The organism is Streptomyces sp. NPDC006872, assembly GCF_040635845.1.
GTDB lineage: Bacteria > Actinomycetota > Actinomycetes > Streptomycetales > Streptomycetaceae > Streptomyces.
The window spans coordinates 44628-66022 of the sequence record NZ_JBEYIL010000032.1 but is presented as its reverse complement, the minus strand read 5'-3'; the positions used below and the strand labels follow the sequence as shown (position 1 = coordinate 66022).

The 21395-nt window shown below is 68.1% G+C and carries 18 protein-coding genes and 4 pseudogenes; 14 read left to right on the top strand and 8 right to left on the bottom strand.

The genetic code is table 11. The features are described 5' to 3' along the window. From ABZ725_RS49770 to ABZ725_RS49750, 5 genes and pseudogenes are all read left to right on the top strand, one after another. Positions 1-426: SgcJ/EcaC family oxidoreductase (locus tag ABZ725_RS49770; RefSeq protein WP_358808994.1), on the top strand; the 426-nt coding region annotated here is incomplete at its 5' end. A 172-nt stretch (positions 427-598) separates the two neighbouring features. Beyond that, entirely contained in the window at positions 599-1354 is a 756-nt protein-coding gene (locus ABZ725_RS49765) for an MBL fold metallo-hydrolase (RefSeq protein ID WP_358808993.1), read from the top strand. A gap of 189 nt (positions 1355-1543) precedes the next feature. Continuing rightward, positions 1544-2194, top strand: coding sequence for a DsbA family protein (locus ABZ725_RS49760; protein ID WP_358808992.1), 651 nt, complete (start codon positions 1544-1546; stop codon positions 2192-2194). A gap of 181 nt (positions 2195-2375) precedes the next feature. Then, on the top strand, positions 2376-3581 hold the full coding sequence (locus ABZ725_RS49755; RefSeq protein WP_358808991.1) for a cation:proton antiporter: 1206 nt from the start codon (positions 2376-2378) through the stop codon (positions 3579-3581). Positions 3582-3980: 399 nt separating this feature from the next. Continuing rightward, positions 3981-4522: pseudogene (locus ABZ725_RS49750) on the top strand (IS5 family transposase); the annotation flags it as partial. A 304-nt stretch (positions 4523-4826) separates the two neighbouring features. On the opposite strand, the gene ABZ725_RS49745 reads toward ABZ725_RS49750, so the two are convergent. Then, positions 4827-5408, bottom strand: a complete 582-nt coding sequence (locus tag ABZ725_RS49745) for an HD domain-containing protein (protein ID WP_358808990.1) — start codon at positions 5406-5408, stop codon at positions 4827-4829. A 71-nt stretch (positions 5409-5479) separates the two neighbouring features. Here ABZ725_RS49745 and ABZ725_RS49740 point away from each other — a divergent pair, with 71 nt between their 5' ends. After that, a complete protein-coding gene (locus ABZ725_RS49740; RefSeq protein ID WP_358808989.1) occupies positions 5480-6454 on the top strand; it encodes a helix-turn-helix domain-containing protein in 975 nt (324 codons plus the stop codon). Positions 6455-6576: 122 nt separating this feature from the next. On the opposite strand, the pseudogene ABZ725_RS49735 reads toward ABZ725_RS49740, so the two are convergent. Both ABZ725_RS49735 and ABZ725_RS49730 read right to left on the bottom strand, forming a co-directional pair. Next, positions 6577-7508, bottom strand: a pseudogene (locus tag ABZ725_RS49735) (IS5 family transposase). Positions 7509-7740: 232 nt separating this feature from the next. Continuing rightward, positions 7741-8706 (bottom strand): helix-turn-helix domain-containing protein, encoded by a 966-nt coding sequence (locus tag ABZ725_RS49730; protein WP_358808988.1) that lies wholly within the window; start codon positions 8704-8706, stop codon positions 7741-7743. 80 nt (positions 8707-8786) lie between these two features. Between ABZ725_RS49730 and ABZ725_RS49725 the strand changes: the two genes are divergently transcribed. Continuing rightward, complete coding sequence (locus tag ABZ725_RS49725; RefSeq protein ID WP_358808987.1) at positions 8787-9134, top strand: DUF6616 family protein; 348 nt, start codon at positions 8787-8789, stop codon at positions 9132-9134. After that, positions 9131-9802, top strand: a complete 672-nt coding sequence (locus tag ABZ725_RS49720; RefSeq protein WP_358808986.1) for an HD domain-containing protein — start codon at positions 9131-9133, stop codon at positions 9800-9802. The genes ABZ725_RS49725 and ABZ725_RS49720 overlap by 4 nt, the downstream gene beginning before the upstream one ends. A 665-nt stretch (positions 9803-10467) precedes the next feature. Here the strand turns inward: ABZ725_RS49720 and ABZ725_RS49715 are convergent. From ABZ725_RS49715 to ABZ725_RS49695, 5 genes and pseudogenes are all read right to left on the bottom strand, one after another. Next, a pseudogene (locus tag ABZ725_RS49715) lies at positions 10468-11042 on the bottom strand (integrase core domain-containing protein); the annotation flags it as partial. A gap of 66 nt (positions 11043-11108) precedes the next feature. Then, positions 11109-11390 (bottom strand): annotated as a pseudogene (locus ABZ725_RS49710) (response regulator); the annotation flags it as partial. 185 nt (positions 11391-11575) lie between these two features. Beyond that, positions 11576-12586 carry a carbon-nitrogen hydrolase family protein gene (locus ABZ725_RS49705; protein WP_358808985.1) on the bottom strand — a complete coding sequence of 337 codons (1011 nt, stop codon included), beginning with the start codon at positions 12584-12586 and terminating at the stop codon, positions 11576-11578. A gap of 163 nt (positions 12587-12749) precedes the next feature. Next, positions 12750-13688 carry a helix-turn-helix domain-containing protein gene (locus ABZ725_RS49700; protein WP_358808984.1) on the bottom strand — a complete coding sequence of 313 codons (939 nt, stop codon included), beginning with the start codon at positions 13686-13688 and terminating at the stop codon, positions 12750-12752. A gap of 104 nt (positions 13689-13792) precedes the next feature. After that, positions 13793-14332, bottom strand: a complete 540-nt coding sequence (locus ABZ725_RS49695) for a MarR family transcriptional regulator (RefSeq protein ID WP_358808983.1) — start codon at positions 14330-14332, stop codon at positions 13793-13795. A gap of 212 nt (positions 14333-14544) precedes the next feature. On the opposite strand from ABZ725_RS49695, the gene ABZ725_RS49690 reads away from it, so the two are divergent. The 6 genes from ABZ725_RS49690 to hpaD are packed head-to-tail and all read left to right on the top strand — an operon-like array spanning position 14545 to position 21382. Further along, positions 14545-15048 (top strand): flavin reductase family protein, encoded by a 504-nt coding sequence (locus tag ABZ725_RS49690; RefSeq protein WP_358808982.1) that lies wholly within the window; start codon positions 14545-14547, stop codon positions 15046-15048. Positions 15049-15077: 29 nt separating this feature from the next. Beyond that, a complete protein-coding gene (gene hpaB, locus ABZ725_RS49685) occupies positions 15078-16529 on the top strand; it encodes a 4-hydroxyphenylacetate 3-monooxygenase, oxygenase component (protein ID WP_358808981.1) in 1452 nt (483 codons plus the stop codon). Continuing rightward, on the top strand, positions 16529-17965 hold the full coding sequence (locus ABZ725_RS49680) for a fumarylacetoacetate hydrolase family protein (protein WP_358808980.1): 1437 nt from the start codon (positions 16529-16531) through the stop codon (positions 17963-17965). Before hpaB ends, ABZ725_RS49680 begins: the two co-directional genes overlap by 1 nt. After that, on the top strand, positions 17962-18894 hold the full coding sequence (dapA, locus tag ABZ725_RS49675) for a 4-hydroxy-tetrahydrodipicolinate synthase (protein ID WP_358808979.1): 933 nt from the start codon (positions 17962-17964) through the stop codon (positions 18892-18894). The genes ABZ725_RS49680 and dapA overlap by 4 nt, the downstream gene beginning before the upstream one ends. Beyond that, complete coding sequence (gene hpaE, locus ABZ725_RS49670) at positions 18891-20372, top strand: 5-carboxymethyl-2-hydroxymuconate semialdehyde dehydrogenase (RefSeq protein ID WP_358808978.1); 1482 nt, start codon at positions 18891-18893, stop codon at positions 20370-20372. The genes dapA and hpaE overlap by 4 nt, the downstream gene beginning before the upstream one ends. Then, positions 20369-21382: a 3,4-dihydroxyphenylacetate 2,3-dioxygenase gene (gene hpaD, locus ABZ725_RS49665; protein WP_358808977.1), complete on the top strand. Its 1014-nt coding sequence runs from the start codon at positions 20369-20371 to the stop codon at positions 21380-21382. The genes hpaE and hpaD overlap by 4 nt, the downstream gene beginning before the upstream one ends. Positions 21383-21395 lie beyond the last annotated feature (13 nt).

Sequence of the window (21395 nt, the reverse complement as noted above, 5' to 3'; positions counted from 1 at the left end):
CCCACCTGGTACGACCTGATCGACGCGGCCGGCTGGGGCGACAAGCCGGTCGGCGTCACCGCCCGGCGCCGTGCCGAGACGCCCCAGCAGGTGGGGACCTTGTACATGGAGTACCTGGAGGCCGGTGACGTCGAGGGTTTGGTGTCGCTCTACGAGCCGAACGCCCACTTCGTCCCCACTCCCGGAACCCACCTGGTGGGCACGGACGCCATCCGCCAGGCCATGAAGCAGATGGTCGACAGCGGTGCCCGCCTCAAGCTCGAAGTGCGCGAGATCCGGCAGGTCGACGACGTCGCCCTGGTGTCGAACACCGCCACCCTCACCGGGGTCGGACCGGAGCCGGTGATCTCCACCACCACCGAGATCCTCCGACGCCAGCCGGACGGCGGCTGGGTTCACCTCGTGGACGACCCGTTCTTCAGCTGACCGCGTCGGGCGGCCTGGGCACCAACGCACAGGCCGCCCGCCCCCGTGCCCAGAGGACACCTGAGCAATGCTCAGGCTGTCGTGACTGCGATGTCAGCTGCGGACCAGCAGACCCTCACCTCATCACCCGACGGCCCAGCCACCCCATCCCAGGCCTGCGGAGGAACCCTCAATGTCCTGTACCAAGGTCGTCCCCATACCCGTGCTCGGCAAGCACGCCGTCAACGCCTACCTGCTGCTGGGCAGGCAACCGGTCATCGTCGACGCCGGCACACCCGGCAGCGCCCAACTGATCTACGACCAGGTCGCCGCCCACGGCGTGGACCCCAAGGACGTCCGGCTGATCGTCGTCACCCACGGACACATCGACCACTTCGGCTCCGCCGCAGAACTCAGCCGACTCACCGGCGCACCCATCGCCGGACACATCGCCGACCTCGACATCTACCGAGCGGGCCGGGTCAGTGACCCCTACCTGTCCATCGGATGGTTCGGGCACCTCTTCGCCCGCAGCTCACGGGTCCGCGAAACCACCGAGGGGTTCGAACCGAACGTGCTCATCCGTGGCGAGACCCACCTGTCGGACTTCGGTGTCGAGGCCCGCATCATGCCCACTCCCGGCCACACCGCCGGATCGGTCTCCGTCCTCACCGACGACGGCGACCTGGTGGCCGGAGACCTCGTGGCCACCCCGTTCCTGGGATTCGGCAAGGGGCGGCCCGCCAACCCGCCCTTCCACGACGACCGGCTCGGCAACCTGGCGAGCCTGCGCAGGATGCTGGCCCTCGGCCCCACCAAACTCCACGTCGGCCACGGCGCGCCCCTCGACCCCGAGCGCGTGGCCCGCTGGGCGACCTCGGAACAGGGACGACTCGACCGCCTCGTGGTCAAGGGACGCCTGCGCACCAAGGAGATACCCGCGGTGTGACTGCGGGTCCTCGGGACGGTGACCCTTCTGGCGGGCCTCACAGCGAAGAGGCTCACAAGACTGTCAGTTTTTCACCATGGCGCGTCGCATGCGTAACCGAGACGGTCCACGTTCTGACCATAGCTTTGAGTGTGTCAGCCCGACCAAGTCAGGGATCCGGGTGACGGAATAAGGAAAGGACGATACGTGATGAGCTCCGTGGAGCGCAGCCGACTGACCTACGCCTTCGACGCCTACTGCGGCTGGTGCTACGGCTTCGGACCGGCCCTGCACGAATTCGCCGCCACCAACGCCGACCGGATCGAGCTGCGGGTGCTGTCCGGCGGCCTGTTCACCGGCCCCCGCGCACTGCCCGTCGCTGCCTACCCGCACATCCCCGGCGCCAACGAGCGCATCGCCCAGCTGACCGGCGTCACCTTCGGCGACGGCTACCGTGCCGCGCTGGCCGACAAGACCGTGGTGATGGACTCCACCGATGCCGCCACCGGCCTGGTCGCACTGCGCAGCCAGCCGGGCGCGAACGCCCTGGACGCCGCCGCCGCAATGCAGCGCGCCTGGTACATCGACGGCCGCAGCCTCTCCGACGCCCAGGTCTACCGGGACCTCGCCGACGAACTGGGACTGGACGCCGACGCCGTGGCCGCCGCATACGCATCACCCGCCACCCGCACCGCAGCGGAGGCCGACTTCCTCCAGATACGCCGACTCGGCGTCGACAGCTACCCGACGCTGCTGCTGCACACCACACACGGCACCGACCGCCTGGGCGGACCGGTCTCCTCAGCCGACGCGCTCACCCACGCCCTGGACCAGCACCTGGCCACCGCCCCAGCAGCCTGACCCAAGCGCGGGTCGACAAGACATCCGCCGTAACCCGGCCGATATGGAGTGCGCGGGGTTGAAAACGGCGCTCCCTTTCCCAACGGACCGCGTCCGCAACCGGATGAGAATCGGCTTCCGAGGCCGCAGTCCACCGACGTTCGAGAATGCACATTTCCCCACACCGGTCACAGGAGCCACCATGGTGTACAACAATCTAGTCATCGTGCTCGCGGTGGCTGCCAGCGTTCCGTTTCTCCTCTCCCTGGTGCCCCGTGTTCCGCTCCCGGGACCCGTCCTGGAAATCGTGGCCGGCATCGTGCTCGGTCCCGCGGTGCTGAATCTGGTGCAGCCGGACGCCACGGTTCAGGCGCTGTCGGTCATCGGACTGAGCTTCCTGCTGTTCCTTGCCGGACTGGAGATCGACTTTGAGCAGTTGCGCGGGCCACTCGCAAATCTCGTCGCCATCGGACTGGTGGCTTCGATCGTGCTGGCCGGGGTCGTCGGCTGGGGGCTGAACATAGCCGGGCTGGTCGAGAACCCCCTGCTCATCGGCATCGCGCTGGTGGCCACGTCCTTGGGGCTGCTGGTCCCGATCCTGAAGGACGCCGACGCGGTCGCGCGCCCGGTCGGCCAACTGTCCATCGGCGGCGCATCCGCTGGGGAGATCTGCGCGGTGGTGTTGCTGTCCCTCTTCTTCTCCGAGCATTCATCCAGCCCTGCCTCCAGAATCGTTCTTCTGATCGGCCTCGCCTGTCTGGCAGCACTCATCGTGGTGACGTCGATACGCGCGAAGCGCTCCATGTGGTTGTCCAAGACACTGGCGAATCTGGCGGACACCAGCGCCCAAATCCGCGTCCGCCTCACGATGGTCCTGATAGTCGGCCTGGCCGCGGTCGCGATGCAGCTTGGATTCGAGGCCGTTCTGGGCGCCTTCATCGCCGGGGCAGTAGTGCGGCTGATCGCACCCGACGCCGATCAAAAGCATCCGCAGTTTCACGTGAAGCTCCAGGGAATCGGTTACGGATTCCTCGTTCCGGTCTTCTTTGTCACCAGCGGTATCCAGTTCGACCTAGGGGCCCTGTTCGCAGACACGGGTTCGCTCCTGCGCGTTCCGATGTTCCTCGCGGCACTCCTCCTCGTACGCGGCCTGCCGGCACTGGTCTACCGCAGGGCCGGCCTCTCGCACGCGGAGGTGATGGCCAGCGGCCTCCTGCAGGCCACTTCCCTGCCCGTGATCGTGGTGGCGGCGACGATCGGATTGAAACTGGACGCAATCCAGCCGGCCAACGCGGCGGCGTTGGTAGCGGCGGGGCTCTTGTCCGTGATTGTGTTTCCCCTGATTGCATTGCCCTTGCTGAACCGTTCACCGGAACCCGCCAAGAGCAGAACCCCGGTAGAGGCCTGATTGCTGCATGTCACGGGGGATGCAGTCCGAAGCGACTGCTGCCACGATCGAAGATCACGGCCGGCTGGCGAACTGCTCGCCCTCGCCCCTGGTGGTCGGGGGCTGGACCTCGGCTGCGGCAAGGCCGGCAACTCCGTTCACTTCGCCGCGCCGGGTGTGTCCGTTCGGCGTCGATGTCTCCCCCGCGCAGCTGCGTGCCGCACGCAAGCGCTGGGACGGCTTCCCCGGTCCGAAGCTCCACGCGCGGCCGAGGCCATTCGTCTTCCTGCGCGACAACAGACAGGTGCAACACCGTGTACGCGGTGTTAGGACGTCATTTCAGTTGGCGTGATCTTGCGGCAGTCTGAGGTGATGACTGCTGCGCTTGTCGACCGGTTGGCGCCGGAAGACCTACGCCTGGTCCTGGACGAACTCGGTTCCCGGGGTGGTCTGGACCGGTCGCGCTGCGCGATCGACTCCGTCGGTGTCCGGGCCCTCAAAGGGGGCCGTTGACGGGACCGAATCCGACCGACCGCGGCAAGAAGGGTTCGAAAATCCACCTCATCGTCGACCGCAGCGGCCTGCCTCTGTCGATCGGTATCTCCGCGGCGAACCTCCACGACAGCCGGACCCTGATCCCGCTGGTCCGCGGCATCCCGCCCATCCGCTCACGCCGCGGCCCACGACGCCGCAGGCCCGGCAAGCTGCACGGGGACAAGGGCTACGACGACCGGTACCTGCGGCGTTGGCTGTCCTCCCGCGGCATCCGGCACCGCCTCGCCCGCAAGGGCATCGAGTCGTCCCGACGCCTGGGCCGGCACCGCTGGGTCGTGGAACGGACTGTGTCCTGGCTGTCCGGCTGCCGACGCCTCCACCGCCGCTACGAGCGCAAGCCGGAACACTTCCTCGCCTTCACCGCCATCGCCGCGACCCTCATATGCCACCGAAGGCTCACCAACTGAAATGACGTCTAAACCACGGCCATCGGTTCTTCGCGGGTATGGGTGTACGTGACTGCACCCGCCCAACGCTCAAGTGATGCTTTCTGATGGAAGTTGGAGCGCTTGTTGCAACAGCAGGCGACCGATCTGTTCGACAGCCGTTATCACCGGCAGTGTGCAGGCGGCGAACGGCTGACACATACCCACAGCCCTCACCACGCTCAACAACGTCGTAGCCGTCGGGCTGTCGGCTCCGGGCACGGCCCATCGGAGCGCCCGGCCCTCGGTCGACGCGTGTGTACCGCCGGCCTGTCTCTGGCTCTCGTCAGCCGCCGGCTTGCCTGAGCAGTTCAGCCGCGATGGAGAAGGGCGGCGCCGCCTTCGTAGACTTTCGGGCGTGCTGGATGATGGCCACCTGAAGCGAGCGGTCATTGGGCGACCGCGGGTAGGCGAGACGCACGGGCTCCTGCAGCTCGGGGGAAAGCTCGGTGAAGCGGCCACCGTCGGTGAAGACGCCCTTGTGGGTCAGGTAGGTCAGCAGGCCCATGCGATCGGCGAGGCCAAGCGAGCTGTGCAGGGCGATGGCTTCCCAGACCCGGCTGATGTCACCATCAGGGACCCCGTGCTCAGCCAGCAGCTTTGCGGCGAGGTCCGCGCCTTCAACCTCGAATCGGGCATTGCCCCCGGCAAGCGTCCCCAGCCCGAGGTCGTGCATGACCGTGGCGGCGAACAGCAGGCCCTCGTCGTATGCCGCATCGGTCAGCAGGCCTTCTTGCTGAGCAGTCAGCCGTGCGAAGTAGAAACTGCGCAGGCTGTGTTCGGCAATCTGCTTGTCCACCGTCTCGTGCAGGATCGCGAGGGCCGCGTCGGCGATGTCGCCAGTTGGTACAACCAGAGGATCGTTCATGGTCAGAACCTAAGCGGCCGCCACCGTCCACAAAAAGTGGCCCGTGGGCCTTCCTCCGCTACGATTGGGCCATGATCCACAAGGATGAAGCCGTGCCTCAGCGTCATCACGTTGTCGTACTGAGCCTGCCCGGAGTGCTGCCGCTCGAGCTGGGCATCGCAGCGCAGATCTTCTCGATGGACCCGAACTACGAGCTGACGGTTGCGACGTATGAGCAGGTCGTGCCCGTGGCCCGCGCAGGGTTCTCCGTCACCGGTGCAGCCGGCCTTGATGCGCTCGAAAAAGCAGACACTGTCATCGTCCCGGGATACGACGACGTTGACGCCGGCGTCCCGAGCGCGGCCCTGACCGCTCTCCGTGCGGCGCACGGCCGCGGCGCACGAATCGTGTCCATCTGCTCCGGAGCGTTCGCCTTGGCGGCGGCCGGTCTTCTCGACGGAAGACCGGCCACAACCCATTGGCAGGTGTCTGACCAGCTTCAAAGGCGCTACCCAAGCATCAAGGTCCAACCGAACCGCATGTTCGTCGACGACGGCGACATCCTCACCTCGGCAGGCGTGACCGCCGGAATCGACCTGTGTCTCCACCTCATCCGGATTGACCACGGAGCCGTCGCCTCGAACTCAAGGGCGCGATTCCTGGTGGCGCCGCCCCAACGACCCGGCGGCCAGGCGCAATACATCGACCAGCTCCGCAGCCGACCGAGCAGTCAGGAACTCGCCACCGTCCGGGACTGGATGCTCGACAACATGGCAGCGACGATCACGGTCGACGATCTCGCCGCACGTGCCCACATGGCTCGGCGCACCTTGGTCCGCCGCTTTCGCAACGAGACCGGGACCTCACCCATGGCCTGGCTGACCGACGCACGCATCGACCGCGCGCGCGAACTACTGGAAGCCACCACAGAGCCCATCGAACGGATCGGGCGACTGACCGGACTCGGGAATCCGGCGTCCATGCGCGCAGCCTTCCACAGACGTGTCGGGACCTCGCCCCAGGAATACCGCGCTCTGTTCCGGCAGAAGGCGGCATTCACGGTTTGAGGCAGCCCCATCCTTCCTACGGAAAGCCGTCAACACCTGTGGATGGGTTCTGACTTCAGCTTCGCGTTGGGGTGAGTCTGGCGAGTCCTTCGATGCCTGTTGGTTAGGCACTGTTTCTCGGATCATGTGCGGAGCCAGGTCATGAGGGCCGCGAGGGTGACGGTTCCGAGGTATATGTAGGCGCGTTTCTCGTAGCGCGTGGCGACTGCGCGGAAGCCCTTCAGCCGGTTGATGGCCCGCTCGACGGTGTTGCGTTTCTTGTAGCGCTCGCTGTCGAATCCTGTGGGCCGACCGCCTTGGGAACCTCTCCTCTGCCGGTGTCTCTTCTGGTCCAGACGCTCGGGGATCGTGTGCCGGATTCCGCGTCGTCGCAGGTAACGACGGTTGCTACGGGATGTGTAGGCCCTGTCCGCCAGGACACGGTCGGGCCGCGTGCGAGGTCGTCCGACTCCCATACGGGGCACGGAGATCTGCCGCAGCACGTACTCGAGTTGGGGGCCGTCACCGTAGTGTCCGGGTGTCAGGACGAAGGCAAGCGGCCGGCATCGCCCGTCGGCGACGAGGTGGATTTTGGTGGTGAATCCGCCTCGGGAACGTCCCAGGCATTCGCCGATCTGACCACCTCCTCCAGGCGGACAGCCAGTTTCCGCAGCACCGGATCGGCCTGGTTCGTCCCTGGGCCGACCCCCTTTTGAGGCATCGCGGCGGGCGGTGCCGTCCTCGCGCCGGCTGCGTGCTGGTGGGCCCGCACCGCCGTCGAGTCCACCGACACGTCCCAGTCGATCCCACCCGCAGCGTCCTCGGCGGCCTGAATGCGAGACAGCAACATCTTCCACGTTCCATCCGCCGACCAGCGGCGATGCCGTTTATAGACCGTCTCCCACGGGCCGAACCGCTCCGGCAGGTCGCGCCATTGCACACCCGTCCGCACCCGGTACAGCACCCCGTTGATCACCCGACGGTGGTCACTCCACCGACCCCCACGCGCACCACCACGAGGTAAGAACGACTCCAGCCGATCCCACTCCGCATTCGTCAGATCCCCACGGCCCATACAGCCAGCCTGGCCCCAACACCCCACTCACGTCAGGAGATCCGAGAAACAGCGCCTAGGGGCCGTTGACCAGGTGGGTATTTCACATCGCCGTCGACATGCCGCCGCCAGACCGCGAGGAGGACGCAGACTCCCCCCATTCCGCCGCCCATGCCCTGCTTTGGCCGAACCCTCATGGGGTACGGCCAAGCCCTCTCCGGACCTCTGTCGACTCCCTGTTCTGAGACAGGTGTCAGGCGGCGAAGGTGCGCCGGTATCTCGACGGGCTGGTCCGGGTCAGCGCGGTGAAGTGGATGCGCAGCGACTCCGCGGAGCCGAAGCCGCATCGGTGCGCGATGTCGTCGACGCCGAGGCGAGTGGTCTCGAGGAGTTCGCGGGCGCGGGCCACGCGTTGCACGGCCACCCAGTTCATGACACTGGTTCCGGTAACGGCACGAAATCTGCGGCGCAGGGTCCGTGTGCTCATGTGACTGTGCTGACTGACCGACTCCAGCGTGAGCGGCTCTTCGAGATTTTCCAGGATCCACGTGATCACGCCGGTGATCTCCGAGTCTCCGCTGGGCGCGTTGTGCTCGATGTACTGGGCCTGTCCTCCGTCGCGATGCGGCGGGCTGACCAGATACCGGGCCATCGTGTTTGCGGCGGCCTGGCCGTGGTCGAGCCGCACAAGATGCAGGCACAGGTCGGTTCCGGCAAGGACGCCCGCGGAGGTGAAGACGCCCGCGTCCTCAACGTAGAGCTCAGCCTCACGGACCGCGACCGACGGGTAGCGGTCCCGCAGCAGTCCGGCCCAGTACCAGTGGGTGGTGGCGCTGCGGCCGTCCAGGATCCCGGCCTCTGCGAGGGCGAACGCACCGGTGCAGATCGACACCATACGGCTGCCCCGGCCATGGGCGTCACGCAGCCGCTCGACCAGTTCCGCGTCCGGCGGCGCGGTGGGGTCTTGCACGCCCGCGACGATCACTGTGTCCGCCGTTTCCAGCCGGTCGAGGGGCTCGACCTCGCGGGGCACCAGCGAGCTTTCCGCGGAAACGGGACTCACCAAGGTCAGCTCGTAGGGGGCGCCGCCGGGCCAGAGTGCGGCTGTGTAGGCCGGCCAGTAGCCGAAGACCTGTTGGGGAACGGCGACGTCCAGCGGGACGAAGTCCGACTGCACCACCAGCGCCACCTTGGCCGGATTTTTGGGATAACTGTCCATCTGGCCATCGTAACGTGGCCTCGACCTTTCTAGCCTGGCTACATCACGTCAATGACCGATTAGCAAGGAGAGGTCGCAACATGTATGTGGTGATCGAGACCTGGACACCGAAACCCGCGTTCTTCGCCGCCGACGAGGAGACGCGGAAGAACCTGTTCGCAGGTATCCAGGGAGCCATCAAGCAGCTCGCGGAGGTCGGCGTCGTAACGCTCGGCTGGGGCAGGGTGGAACCGGCATCGCAGTCCACTTCCTATGAGTGGTTCGCGGTCTGGCAGGCCCCTTCGAAGGAACTGGCCGACGTATTCCTCGGCGGCGTCGAGGAATCTGGCTGGTACACCTACTTTGAGCAGTCCAATGTCGTAGGCGAACTGCGACCCGTCGAGGCCGTCGCCGCCGAGCACGTGACACTGGAGGTCAACGCCAAGTGAAGTCGCTGAACCCACTCGAGGATCTGCCGGACGCCATCGGAGGGTGGCCGCGTACGGCTGCCACGGAGGCCGCCGTCGAGCTCGTCGCCGAGCACGCCCCGGACTGGCTGCTCAACCACTGCGTGCGCAGCTACTTCTACGCGCGCAGCATCGCCGCCACCAAGAGCCTCGTCGCCGGGACGGACTACGACGACGAGACACTCTTCATCGGCACGGTGCTGCACGACATCGGCCTGACCGACGAGGGACAGGGTCCGAACCGCTTTGAGGTGGACGGTGCGTTCCGGGCCGCCCGCCTCGCCCGCGAGCATGGCCTGTCCGACACCGCGGTCGACCAGATCTGGGACGCGGTGGCGCTGCACACCTCCGCGGGGATCGCGGCCCACAAGCATCTGAACGTCGCCCTCGCGCATTTCGGTATCGGCGCCGACATGTTCGCATTCGGCGTCGAGGAAGTGGACCGGGCAGTGCTCGACGCGGCGCACGAGGCGTTCCCCTATCTGGATCTGCGGAGCGAGATCCACGCGCAGCTGGTGCACCAGATCGACGAGCAGCCGTCGAAGTGGGCGCCGGTGTCGTTCGTCGACCTCGTGTATCGCGAGCACCGGCCGGCCAATCCGTTCCCCGCGCTGGCCGACCTTGTCGCCGCCCCGGTGCTTCCGCACTGACGCGGCAACAGCACGCGGGTACGCGGAATGCGAGCCGACGCACCAAATGTTCGACCTCCGGTCGGAGCTGTACTCACATTTGACAGTGCGACGGCTTAAGGGCTGGACGCCTTCGGCCACGTCGGCACAGCGACCTCCGAGGTGCTGCTGACCGGGTTTCGCCCGGTCAGCAGCACCGAACGTCACGGCACCGTTCCGTCCTTGGCCAAGGCCACGTTCGACACCGCGATGGTTCTGCAGGGGCATCCTGTGTCGAAGGCGTCTGATCACCGGTGGTGGGACCTAGAGCGGGCGTGTCGTCAGTCTGCTGGTGCGCGACCCGCCGCTCACCGCACGCCCGGTCAGCCGCGGATACCTGCGTGTGGGACGGCGCCGAGGGTGCCTGATTCTGGGTCGACCCCGAGTACAGCCTGCTGTACATCGCCCTGATCCAACTGCTGTCAGGCGCCGCTCCTCCCCTGCAGGCCACCATCCAGCGCCTCATGGCCGACGCCGTCCTCGGTCGAGTAGTGCGCGTCATCCGCCGCGGGAGCGCGACGTGCTGCGCGGTTGCTGTGTGGTGGGCAAGGGCAGGGTGAGGACCATTCGGGCACCGCGGTCGGTGGCGCGGGGTGCTTGGGCCTTGACCCTTGATCGTGGACACCGGTTGTCATGCGGCAGCGGCCCAGCGTAGTTGATCGTTGCTCGAAGGCGATCGGGCTGATCTGGCCGAGGCGGGAGTGCATTCGCCAGGTGTTGTAGAGGCTCGCCCAGCGGAAGACCGCGAGCCGGGCCTCGCGCGCCCCGGTCCACCGCTTCTTCCCCTGCAGCGTCTCCCGTTTCAGGGATGCGTTCAGCGATTCCGCGGCAGCGTTGTCCGCGCCGGCGCCCACCGCACCGCGCGACCTGACACACCGAGGTCCTCGAGCCCCGTAGGTTCCGTCGGACTCGACGTGACACCGAAGGCGACACGGTGATCGTCGACGAACTGGAAGCGGCTGCTCACCAGCTGGTCTCGCCCGCAAAATACTTCGCGGCCCTCCGCAGGATCTCCCGCTCGAGCCCGAGTTCCTTCACCCGCGCCCGCAGCTGCCGGTTCTGCTTCTCCATCGCGGTGGCCTCGCCCGACCCGGGCCGGGCCGCCTGCTCGGCATCCCGCACCCAGGTCCTTGGCCACCGACGCATACGTCCCACCCGGACTGGCGTGGTACAGCGCGACGGCGTCCGCCCGGAACTCAGGCGAGTGCTTCGACGTCCCCAACGGGAACTGCTGTCCTTCGGATCCTCGCGATCCAATGATCAGGGTGTCCACGATCAAGGGGTAACGCCCGGTTTCCAGCCCCTCTGCTTCGTCGTACTCCCCGTCCCTCGCCGTCAGCATTCAGAATGAGGGTGTTGTCGCCGACCGCGCGCAGGTAGGCGCAGACCTTGTAGCCGTTCAGGCCCGGCACCATCACATCCTGGACGACACGTCGTAGTTGCCGGCTGCCGCTCCGGCCAGCCCTTTCAGGCCGTCACTCGCGACATCCACGGCGAAACCCTCCGCGCGAAGCCCCTGTTGCAGCAGTTCCACAGGCCGGGCGTCATCGTCCATCACCAGCACACGCATGCCATCCACTACGTCCTACCGATCCCGCTGAGCACTGAAGCCAGGTACCCGACCCGCTGGAGCCGGACCATGCGCAGCTCCCACGGCCCATCATTCAGGCGATGGACACCTGCCCTGCCCGCCGTGCGGGCGACGTGTCGTCCGTACGGCGGGCAGGGCTCGCGAGGGCGCCGATCGGTTCTGCCTCAGGCGGTGGTGTCTTCCACCGAGGGCTCGTCCAGGTCGGGGAAGTAGGGGCCCGCGATCTCGCCCGGCCGCACCACGGCGCGCTTGGGCCGATCGTCGTGCAGCAGTCGGGTGGCATCGGCCTTCGCGTAGTGCCCCGCGGGGTCGGCGGCGTTCTTGGCCAGGTCGATCAGGGAGAGGTCGATGTCGGCGACGACGAGGCCCTCGGCGTGCTCGTCGAGCGGCTTGCCCAGGGGACTGCCGTCGGGGCCGAAGATGCAGGCGCGGCCGGCCCCTGCCGTGAGCAGGGCGCGTTGCTCGTCGGTGGTCGCGAAGGTCTCGATGCCGCGCTCGCTGAGCACCTGGGTCGGAGCGATGACGAAACAGCCTCCTTCCAGGGCGTAGGTCTGGGTGACGGCCATGTTCGCCTCGGCGCCCAGCGCGTAGGCGATGCCCTTGTAGAGGCCGAAGGCGGGCCACGCGGCGATGTGTACCTGCTCGTGCTGGGCGTACAGCGCGTACTTGTTGAGCGGCTGCAGGTGCTCCCAGCAGTTGAGCGCACCGATACGGCCGAGCGGGGTTTGGACGACCTTGAGATCGCTGCCGTCGCTTTCCCCGAAGAGACTGCGCTCGACGTGGGTGGGCTTGAGCTTGCGGCGGTGCAGGAGCACGGAACCGTCCGGCGCGATCAGGGTCTGGGCCATGTAGAGGCTGCCGTAGTCCTTCTCGCTGTAGCCGAGGGCGACGGCGACGCCGGTGCGGCGGGCGGCCTGCCGGATCGCGGTGAGGTGCGCGCTGTCGACGGTCGGGGAATTCGCGTGGTAGCGGGCGATGTACGGCATCTGACCGGCGACCGGGCCGAGCCAGAGGAACAGCGGGTAGCCCGGGATCCAGGTCTCGGGGAAGGCCATCAGAGAGATGTCCTGGTCAGCGGCCTCCTCGATGAGGCCGATGGTCTTCTCGACGGTGGCGCCGGCGTCGAGCCACACGGGCTCTGCCTGGACGGCGGCAACACGATACGTGGTCGGCACGGGGGCCTCCTGGTCGGTGTCGATACGCGAAGTGCCCTGACCTTAGGAGGCCGCGCATGGGGGGATGCGGCGTTGCGTGCACTGGTGGGCGGCGTTTTCTGCAGTCGTCGCCTCCAGAGCGCTCGCCCGGCAGTTGCACCGGGCCGATCAAAGCGGCGGGGCGTCAGGGCTCCCGGCTGTACGCCGCTCGCACCTCGGCGGGCGTACGTCCGTAGGCGCGGGCGAAAGCACGGGTGAACGTGGTGCGGTCGATGAAGCCGCAGCGGGCCGCGACCGCGGACACCGTCATGCCGGCGTACCGGGGGTCGGTCAGGGCGCGATGGGCGGCGTGCAGGCGCTCGTCGCGGATGAAAGCGGCGGGCGAGGTGCCGGCGGCGGCGAACAGCTCGGCAACGTATCGCACCGAGACCCGGTGGTGGCGAGCGAGGGACTCACGGGTCAGCCCGGGATCGGCCAGGTGTTGCTTTGCGTAGGCCCGCATGGAGGCGAGCAGAGCCTCACGTCCGGTGGGCACGCCGAATCCCTCACCCGCCACCGCACGCAATGCGGTGGCCAGGAGGTCGACGGCCGTCAGACCCATTTCGGTCCGCTGGTCGCCCCTGAGGTCGTCGCAGGCCTCGGCCAGTTCCCGCACGTACGCGGCCAGAACCCGAACCGTGGCGTGCTGCGCGGGCAGCGCTCGCCCGCACAGGTCCTCCGGCCTGCCGACCCGCTCGCGCAGCTGGTTTCGGGGCATCTGCAGAACCAGTTGCCGCGTGTCTGTCGGGAACCGCAGCTCGTACGGCCGCGAGGCGTCGTACAGCGCACCGCCGCCACACGACAGCCCTGCCTCGCGCTCCTCCTGGAGGACGGCCCCATCCCCCTCGAGGTGCAGCGAGAACAGGAAGTCGTCGCTCGGCTCGCGGCGCACCAGGTGGGCCGACCGCAGCACGACGGAGGCGCCCTGTGTGCGCACCTCGGTGAGCGTGACTGCGGGTCCCAGAACGCTGGAGCGCGCCGAACCGCGGAAGGACCCGGACACGGAGCCCAGTGACAGCGGCACGAAGCTCTTGGTGATGACCTGGGCCCATTCGTCCGGACTCTTGGCGACAAGGACTCCCATACGCCCGAGTATGCGCGGCGGATGCTCGCCGGTGTCAACGCCTCAACGGCAGAGGCCACGGCTCCCGGGACCGTCGGGGCCTCCGCGGCTGTGTCCGGCATCGGTCACTCCCGGTGCCGGGCGCCGAAGTGGGTGGAGTGGGCAGTCAACTTGCCCAGCAGGTCGATCAGGGTATGCAGCTCGTCCTGGCTGAGCGAGCCCGCCCATTGCCGTTCGCGCTCGTTGTGCGCCTGGAAGGCGGAGGCGATCGAGTCCCGGCCGACGTCGGTGAGGCTCAGCTGGACCGCGCGTCCGTCGTACGGCGCGCGCTCCTTGCGCACCAGACCGTCTCGCTCGAGCGTGTTCACCAGGGCCGATACGGCCGCACGGCTCATGCCGGACAGCTCCGCGACCTTCTTCGCCTCGACGGGCCCCGCCAGCCAGATCGCGAACAGCACCCGGAACCCGGGCCACGACCAGCCGCGCGGCCGGTGCACGGTCGACTCCAGGTCGTAGACGACCATATTGGCGGCCCGGTGCAGGGTGAGCACCAGTCGCATCGCGAGCGGATCGACACCGGACAGTTCCCGGCCGGCCCGCTCGACGGCGTGGTCGATGAACGACCAGAAGTGCAGATGCTCGGTGTCGGGCTGTTCCTGGGTCACACGGGGAGTCTAGGCCCGGACCTGGGCGCGAGGTTTCCGGCGAGTAGCAGGTCTTTCTCCCTGCAGGGGTTCCCAAGCCTCGGTCTCGGGGGGTACGGTCCCCAATTAATCAAAGCTTTTATTACTTGCTTTGGTCTTCATATCCACACTTCTGCCCCCTTGCTGTCTGTTCACCCGACAGGGGCAGATCCTCCCGGCCAAGGGAGCCAGCCATGCCCGAAACCCTCGCCCCGCCCGCCCCCGGCGCGCTACGCGCCTGCATGTCCCGGTTCCTCACCGGCGTCACCGTCGTGACGTACGAAGGGGACGACGGCCCGCGTGGGGCCACCATGAATTCCTTCACCTCGGTGTCGACCGATCCCCCGCTGGTGCTGATCAGCGTCGCCCGCCGAGCCCGCTGCCACGACCAACTGCTCGACCGGCCCTTCTGCGTCAACATCCTCGGCGCCGAACAGGAGCCGCTGGCCCGGCAGTTCGCCGGAGCGCGGGACGCAGCCGAGCCCCGCTGGGCCGCCGACGCCCGCGTCCCGCGCCTGGCCCACCCGCTCGCCTGGGTCGAATGCGATCCCTGGCGTGCGTACGACGGCGGCGATCACACCCTCGTCCTCGGCCGGGTCACCGACCTGGGCCACCGCGACGGCGACGCCCTCACCTACGCATGGAGTCGCTTCGGCACGGTCGGCGAAGTATCCAACGGCATCGAACACCTCATCTGACGCCTCTCACCCTCTTCAGGAGTACCACCATGGCCGCACGCACCGGCAAGGAATACCTCGAGCGACTCTCCGCCTCCCGCCCCACCGTCCACCTCCAGGGCGAAACGGTCACCGGAGGCATCCAGGACCACCCGGCCTTCCGCAACGTGGTGCGCACCTACGCCGAGCTGTACGACCTCCAGCACAGCGCCGAGCACAAGGACGCCCTCACCTACACCTCGCCCACGTCAGGGGAGCCCGTCGGCACCTCCTTCCTCACTCCGAAGACCCCGGAAGACCTGGTCAAGCGCCGCAACGCGTACAAGGTGTGGGCCGACCACAGCAACGGCATGCTCGGCCGCACCGGCGACTACATGAACGCCTCCCTGATGGCCCTCAACTCGGCCGCCGACTGGTTCGCCCAGGCCAACCCCGCGTTCGGCGAAAACATCCGCCGCTACTACGAGAAGGCCCGCGAAGAGGACCTCCTTGCCACACACACCCTGATCCCGCCACAGGTCAACCGCGCGGTGGCCGGCACCCAGCAGGCGGGCGGCAAGCTCGCGGCGCGCATCGTGAAGGAGGACGACAACGGCATAGTCGTCCACGGCGCGCGGATGCTCGCCACCATCGCGCCGTTCGCCGACGAGATGCTGGTCTTCCCCTCGACCGTGCTGCGCGGCACCCCGGAGGACAAGCCGTACTCCTACGCCTTCGCCATCCCCAACGACACCCCGGGCCTGCGCTACATCGCCCGCGAGCCGCTGGACTACAACCGGCCCCGGCACGACCACCCTCTCTCCTCCCGCTTCGAGGAATCGGATTGCGTAGTCGTCTTCGACAACGTGCACGTGCCGTACGAGCGCGTCTTCGCCATGGGCGACGCCGAGCTGTGCAACGGCTTCTACTCGCAGACCAATTCGGTCAACCACATGACCCACCAGGTCGTCACCCGCACCACCGCCAAGACCGAGTACATCCTCGGCCTGGTGTCGCTGTTGACCGAGGCGATCGGCATCGAGCAGTTCCAGCACGTCCAGGAGGACATCGCCGAGGTCATCACCACACTGGAGATGCTGCGCGCCTTCCTGCGTGCCGCCGAGGCGGACGCCGAGATCAACGAGTACGGGGTCCTCACCCCGGCCTTCGCCCCGCTCAACGCCGCCCGCAACCTCTATCCCAAGCTCTACCAGCGCTTCCCACAGATCCTGCGCAAGCTCGGTGCCTCCGGCCTGATGGCCACCCCGACCGAACTCGACATCACCGGCCCGGCCGCCGCCGACATCGAGGCCTACCTGCAGTCCGCGACCCTGACCGGCCCCGAACGCGTGAAGCTGTTCCGCCTCGTATGGGACACCTGCATCTCCGCCTTCTCCAGCCGCCAGGCCCTGTACGAGTACTACTTCTTCGGCGACCCGGTCCGCATGGCCGGCGCCTACGTCAAGTCGTACGACCGCGAGCCCTACAAGGCCAAGGTGCAGGCGTTCCTGGAGCGTGCCTGATGCCCCATCCGCTCGGGAACCCGCCGACGAAGATTGTCGCGGTTCACCTCAACTACCCCAGCCGGGCCAGGGAACGCGGGCGCATCCCCGCACAGCCGTCGTACTTCCTCAAGCCGCCGTCGTCACTGGCGGGCACCAAGGAGGCGATCGTCCGGCCGACCGGCTGCGAACTGCTGGGCTTCGAGGGCGAGATCGCGCTCGTCATCGGTTCCCGTGCCCAGCGGGTGCGGCCCGAGGACGGCTGGTCCCATGTCCGCTGGGTGACGGCCGCCAACGACGCAGGCGTGTACGACCTGCGCCATGCCGACCGCGGTTCCAACCTGCGCTCGAAGGGAGCCGACGGCTTCACGCCGCTCGGGCCGCGTCTGCTCGACGCACGCCGGCTCGACCCGTCCGCGCTGCGGCTACGGACGTGGGTGAACGGCGAGCTCGTGCAGGACGACACCACGGACACGCTGCTCTTCCCCTTCGGGCAGCTCGTCGCCGATCTGTCGCGGCTGGTCACGCTGGAACCCGGTGACGTGATCCTCACCGGTACCCCGGCGGGCGCCTCCGTCGTCCGTCCCGGTGACCTCGTCGAGGTGGAGGTCACCTCCGGAGAACTGTCGAGCGGACGGCTGCGCAATCCGATCGCCGAGGGGCCCGCCCTGGAGGCGTACGGTGCGCTGCCCAAGGTGGACCAGGCCGAACGAGAGGCCGCCTACGGGACGGCCTACGAGCCCGAGCCGCTGCTCCACCCGCACCTCGCCGAAGGGCTGAAGTCCGTCGCCGTCGCGACGCTCAGCGCCCAGTTGCGCTCACGCGGTCTGCCGCACATGTCGATCGACGGCGTACGACCGGTGAGCGCCGCAGGCGGCCAGACGATGGTGGGCACAGCGCACACACTGCGCTATCTGCCCCTGCGCGAGGACCTGTTCAAGCGGTACGGCACGGGCATGAACGCGCAGAAGCGGGCCATCGAGGAGCTGCGTCCCGGTCATGTGCTGGTGATGGACGCCCGACGGGATCCGACCGCCGGAACGCTCGGTGACATCCTCGCGCTGCGTGCGTACAAGCGGGGGGCGGCCGGAGTCGTCACCGACGGCGCGGTCCGTGACAGCGCCGCCATCGCGGACCTGGGCCTGCCGGTGTACGCGGCCGGCGCCCATCCTTCCGTCCTCGGGCGTCGGCACGTCCCCTGGGACACCGGTGTGCCGATCGCCTGCGGCGGAGCCCTCATCCAGCCCGGCGACCTCATCGTCGGCGACGCGGACGGCGTGGTGGTCGTACCGCCCGACCTCGCCGACGAGTTGGTCGCCGACTGCCGGGAGCAGGAGCGGCAGGAGCGCTTCATCACCGAGCAGGTGGCCGCCGGCGAGAGTGTCGACGGCCTGTATCCGCCGGGACCGGCCTGGCGGACCGCGTACGAGACCTGGTGCAAGGGAGAGTCACAGTGAAGTTCCGCAGCGACCCGTCGGCCATCCGCGGGTCCATCGCGCCGGTCGTCACGCCGTTCACCGCGGACGGCGCCGTCGACCATGACAGCCTGCGCGCTCTGGTGCGTTGGCAGTTGGAGTCCGGTTCGCACGGCATCTCGCTGGGGGGTTCCACCGGCGAACCCAGCGCTCAGAGCGTCGCCGAGCGCATCGCGGCGATGCGTACGACGGCAAAGGAGATCGACGACCGGGTACCGTTCCTGCCCGGCACCGGCTCCCACAAGCTCGACGAGACCCTCGAAATCACCGCTGCGGCACAGGAACTGGGCGCGGACGCGGCGCTCGTCATCACCCCCTACTACGCGCGGCCCACCCAGGAAGCGCTGTACCAGTGGTACGCGACGGTGGCCCGGGAGTTCCCTGGCCTGCCGATCGTCGCCTACAACGTCCCCTCCCGCACCGCCGTCGACATCGCCCCCGAGACGGTGAAGCGGCTGTTCACCGACTTCGAGAACTTCGTCGGAGTGAAGGAGACGACGAAGGACTTCGAGCACTTCTCCCGCGTCCTGCACGCCTGCGGCCGCTCCCTGCTGGTCTGGTCCGGCATCGAGCTGCTGTGCCTGCCGCTGCTCGCACTGGGCGGAGCCGGGTTCGTCTCGGCCGTGGCCAACCTCGCACCCGCGGCAGTGGCCCGGATGTACGAGCTGTGGGAGGCCGGCGACTTCGATGCCGCCCGTGACCTGCACTACCGCCTGCACCCGCTCGTCGACCTGCTGTTCGTCGAGACCAACCCGGCACCCGCCAAGTGGGTCCTCGCTCAGCAGGGACGTATTGCCTCCGACTTCGTACGTCCGCCGCTGGTGACGCCCACCGAGCAGGGGCTGACGAAGATTCGTGCGCTGCTCGCCGAGGGCGGCGACCTCACCGCACAGACAGGAATCGACAAGTGAAGCCCGAAAACCTGCCTTCGACCATTCGGCACTGGATCGGCGGCGAGCTCGTCGACGCCGCCGACGGGCGGACGTTCGACGTCTGCGAGCCCGCCACCAACGCCGTTTACGCCCAAGCCGCGCGAGGAGCCTCGGCGGACGTCGACCGGGCGGTGGCCGCGGCCCGCGCCGCCTTCCCCGGCTGGGCGGGTCTGTCCAACCGCGAGCGCGCGAACACCCTGTACCGCGTCGCGGACGCCGTGGAGGCCCGCCACGACCGGCTCGCCGCTTTCGAGACGTACGACTCCGGCCTGCCGATCACCCAGGCGAAGGGCCAGGCGAGGCGCGCGGCGGAGAACTTCCGTTACTTCGCGGACGTGATCGTCGCGCTCGTCGAGGAGGCGTTCCGGCAGGGCGAGGAACAGTTCTCCTACGTCCGGCGCACGCCGGTCGGGGTCGCCGGGCTGATCACGCCCTGGAACACCCCCTTCATGCTGGAGAGCTGGAAGCTGGCGCCCGCGCTGGCCTCCGGCTGCACGCTGGTGCTGAAGCCGGCCGAGTGGACGCCTCTGTCGGCCAGTCTGTGGCAGGAGATCTTCGAAGAGGCCGGCGTGCCCGCCGGAGTGGTGAACATCGTGCACGGCATCGGCGAGGAGGCGGGCCAGGCCCTGGTCGACCACCCGGACGTGCCGCTGATCTCCTTCACCGGCTCCACCGACACCGGCCGGCACATCATCCGCTCCTCCGCGCAGCACCTGAAGACCACCTCGATGGAACTGGGCGGCAAGTCCCCTGCCGTCGTCTTCGCCGACGCCGACCTGGAAGCCGCCCTGAACTCGGTCGTGTTCGGGGTGTTCTCCCTCAACGGCGAGCGGTGCACGGCTGGTTCGCGCGTGCTGGTCGAGCGGCCGGTGTACGAGGAGTTCACCCGCCGACTGGCCGAGCGAGCCGCGAACGTACGCGTCGGGCTTCCCTCCGACCCGGCCACCGAGGTCGGCGCACTGGTCCACCCCGAACACTACGCACGCGTCCTCAACTACGTCGAGATCGGCAAGAAGGAGGCCCGGCTGGTCGCGGGCGGCGCCCGTCCCGACCACCTGAGTGACGGAAACTACCTCCAGCCCACCGTCTTCGCCGACGTCGAGCGCGACGCCCGCATCTTCCAGGAGGAGATCTTCGGCCCGGTCGTGGCGGTCGCGCCCTTCGACGACGAGGCTGAGGCGATCGAGCTGGCCAACGCCACTCAGTTCGGTCTGGCCGCCTACATCTGGACCTCGAACCTCAAGCGCGGCCACCGCATCGCGCACGCCGTGGAGTCCGGCATGGTCTGGATCAACTCCCACAACATCCGCGACCTGCGCACTCCCTTCGGCGGAGTCAAGGCGTCCGGCGTCGGCCGCGAGGGCGGGGCGCACTCGATCGACTTCTACAGCGAGTCGAAGATCGTCCACGTCGCCATGGGCGACGTCCACACCCCCCGCTTCGGAGCCTCGTCATGAGCACGCATCCGCACCCGGACGCCCCGGACGTCATCCGGTCCGCCTACGCCCAACTCGCCGTCACCGACCTCGGTGCCGCCCGCTGGTTCTGGGCCGACATGCTCGGCTTCCACATCCAGTACGAGGACGCGGACTCCCTCTATCTGCGCGGCACCGACGAGCTCACCCACCACTCGCTGGTCCTGCGCAAGGGGGAGATCGCAGCCCTCGACCACATCGCCTACCGGGTCCGCACGCCCGAGGACGTCGACAAGGCGGAGCGGTACTTCACCGAGCTCGGCTGCCCGGTCAAGCGGTTGAAGAGGGGCGAGGGGACGCACGGAGTCGGTGACGCCGTCCGCGTCATCGACCCGCTCGGCTTCCCCGTCGAGTTCTTCCACGAGATCGACCGCGCCGAGCGCCTGATCCAGCGCTACGACCTCCACCGCGGCGCCGAGATCGCCCGCCTGGACCACTTCAACATCTGCACCCCGGACATCCCGGCCGCCTACGACCACTACAAGTCCCTCGGCTTCGGCTGCTCGGAGACCATCGAGGGCGACGAGCACGAGCTGTACGCGGCCTGGATGTACCGCAAGCAGACCGTCCATGACGTCGCCTTCACCGGCGGTGCCGGGCCCCAGCTGCACCACCTGGGCGTGGCCACCCACGAGTCGCACCAAGTCCTGCGCTGCGCCGACATCTTCGGCGCGCTGCGCAAGGAGCACCACATCGAGCGCGGGCCCGGCCGGCACGGGGTTTCCAACGCCTTCTACCTCTACCTGCGCGACCCGGACGGTCACCGAGTCGAGATCTACACCTCCGACTACTACACCGGTGACCCGGACCACGAGACGTACCGCTGGAACGTGCGCGACGACCGGCGCCGTGACTTCTGGGGCAACGCGGTGATCGAGTCCTGGTACAAGGAGGCCACCCCGGTCCTCGGCCTCGACGGGCGGCCGCTTCCCGTCTCCGACGCCCTGCTGGACGAGTCTGCCGTCCAGGTCGGCGCGGACGGACTCGGCTGAGTCTGCCCTGGGG